This window comes from Capnocytophaga sp. oral taxon 329 str. F0087 (genome assembly GCF_000213295.2).
Taxonomy (GTDB): Bacteria; Bacteroidota; Bacteroidia; order Flavobacteriales; family Flavobacteriaceae; genus Capnocytophaga; species Capnocytophaga leadbetteri_A.
On sequence record NZ_KN389985.1, the window covers coordinates 100,243 to 102,349 of the forward strand.

The following is a 2,107-nucleotide window of genomic DNA, read 5'->3' on the forward strand; positions in this document are numbered from 1 at the left end:
ACCCCAGTAACATTTGCTTACCCTATCAACTTTAAACTACAATCTTAATTTGCTTTAAAAATATAATACAATAAGCGCGCTTAAAAGAGTGCGCTTATTGTCGTTTTGTAAAATTAGTAGATTAGCAAATTTGTATGGAATCATCTAATAAAATAGGGGCAGGTTGTGCTTTGCTAGTGTCGTTTATCTCGGTATCGATTAGTTTATTCAATATTTTTCACAAAGAAACGTATACTGCCGAGCTAACTGATAGTAGTAAAATGTTTGCCTATCAGCCTCCAAAAGAAACACTACAGACCCTAACCTCGCTACAAGACAGTATACAAGACCCTGAAGTACAAAAAGCTATACCCTACCTATTAGTGACCGAAGCGCCTGCTTTCAGTGGTAAATGTACGCAGGTGGCTACCAAATACCAATGGACGTGCTTCAAAGAGAGTATGGACGATTTTATGAGGGAACATCTTAATATTTCAGGCGATATATGTGCAAAAGGGTTTATTCAGCTAACGCTTTGTATTGGTACTGATGGGGTGGTGAGAGTGCTAAAAATGCAGCTACCTACTGAGTATTTAACCGCTGAGGTACAGCGAGTTATTGCACAACTACCTGTGCTACAACCTGCGCGCAAAGACGGGAAAATAGTCTCGGTGCTATACCACTATAAATATGAAATAGGGAAATTGGAAAATTAGCCAATTTACAAATTTGCTAATTTGCTAATTAGTTTGTATCTTTGCCCTCTGAAAATCAAATAACGAATTGTTATGGAATATTTAGATTTTGAACAACCTATAAAAGAGTTAGAAGAACAAATGCAAAAGTGTATGCTCATTGGTGATGAAAGTGAAGTGGATATGAGTGATGCTTGCAAGAAAATAGAAAAAAAACTAAACCAAGTAAAGAAAGATATCTATGGTAATCTGACAGCGTGGCAGCGCGTGCAAATATCGCGTCACCTCGACCGTCCTTATACCCTTGACTACATCAAAGCCTTAGCAGGGGATACTTTCCTTGAGCTACACGGCGATCGTACCGTAAAAGACGATAAGGCGATGATAGGTGGTTTTGGTAAGATTGATGACCAGAGCTTTTTGTTTATAGGGCAACAAAAAGGGGTAAACACTAAGATGCGCCAGTATCGCAATTTTGGTATGGCAAACCCTGAAGGCTACCGCAAGGCTCTCCGCCTAATGAAGCAAGCTGAGAAGTTTAATATTCCGATAGTTTGTTTTGTAGATACTCCAGGTGCTTTCCCTGGTATAGAGGCTGAAGAGCGCGGACAAGGAGAAGCTATTGCTCGTAACCTTTTAGAGATGTCACGATTAAAAGTGCCTACTATTGTATTCATCATAGGCGAAGGAGCTTCAGGAGGAGCTTTGGGTATAGGCATAGGCGATAGGGTATATATGCTAGAAAATACTTGGTATTCAGTGATTTCGCCAGAATCTTGTTCGTCTATTTTATGGCGTAGCTGGGAGTATAAAAAAGAAGCTGCTGAAGCTTTGAAACTCACCGCTCCTGATATGAAAAAACTGAAACTCATTGATGAAATCATCAAAGAACCTATGGGAGGGGCGCATCACGACCGCGAGGCAATGTTTGTAACAGTGCGCAAAGTGATTTTAGCAGCTTATAAAGAACTTAAAAAACTACCAGCAGACCGTCTTATAGAGAAACGTATGGATAAATACCTCAGTATGGGTGTTTATAAGGAGTAGTATTAAACATTAATTATTAAAAAAATGTTATCAGAACAAGAAATCATTCGTAGAGAAAAACTAACCAAATTAAAAGAATTAGGGATAAATCCTTATCCTGCTCCGCTATATCCTGTAAATACTACCTCTAAGGACATACTAACACATTATGAGGAAGGCAAGGAAGTTATCGTTGCTGGACGATTAATGTCGCTACGTGTGCAAGGAAAAGCATCATTTGCTACCCTACAAGATAGTGAAGGTAGTGTACAGCTTTACTTCAACCGTGATGAAATGTGTCCGGATGAGGATAAAACCCTTTATAATGAGGTATTCAAAAAACTTCTTGACTTAGGTGACTTTATAGGAGTAGAGGGGTATTTGTTTATCACTAAGATGGGTGAAAA

3 protein-coding genes are annotated in these 2,107 nt (G+C 38.9%); all 3 read left to right on the plus strand.

The window, feature by feature from the left end; translation table 11 throughout:
- Positions 1 to 134: 134 nt before the first annotated feature.
- Entirely contained in the window at positions 135 to 695 is a 561-nt protein-coding gene (locus HMPREF9074_RS01400; protein ID WP_009733876.1) for a hypothetical protein, read from the plus strand.
- A 72-nt stretch (positions 696 to 767) separates the two neighbouring features.
- Complete coding sequence (locus HMPREF9074_RS01405; RefSeq protein WP_009733875.1) at positions 768 to 1,721, plus strand: acetyl-CoA carboxylase carboxyltransferase subunit alpha; 954 nt, start codon at positions 768 to 770, stop codon at positions 1,719 to 1,721.
- Positions 1,722 to 1,745: 24 nt separating this feature from the next.
- The coding region (locus HMPREF9074_RS01410; protein ID WP_034539428.1) for an OB-fold nucleic acid binding domain-containing protein at positions 1,746 to 2,107 on the plus strand (362 nt) is incomplete at its 3' end.

Bases quoted from the DNA above. Each gene is read 5' to 3' on its own strand.
- HMPREF9074_RS01405 (WP_009733875.1), top strand. From the start codon at position 768: ATGGAATATTTAGATTTTGAACAACCTATAAAAGAGTTAGAAGAACAA.
- HMPREF9074_RS01400 (WP_009733876.1), top strand. From the start codon at position 135: ATGGAATCATCTAATAAAATAGGGGCAGGTTGTGCTTTGCTAGTGTCG.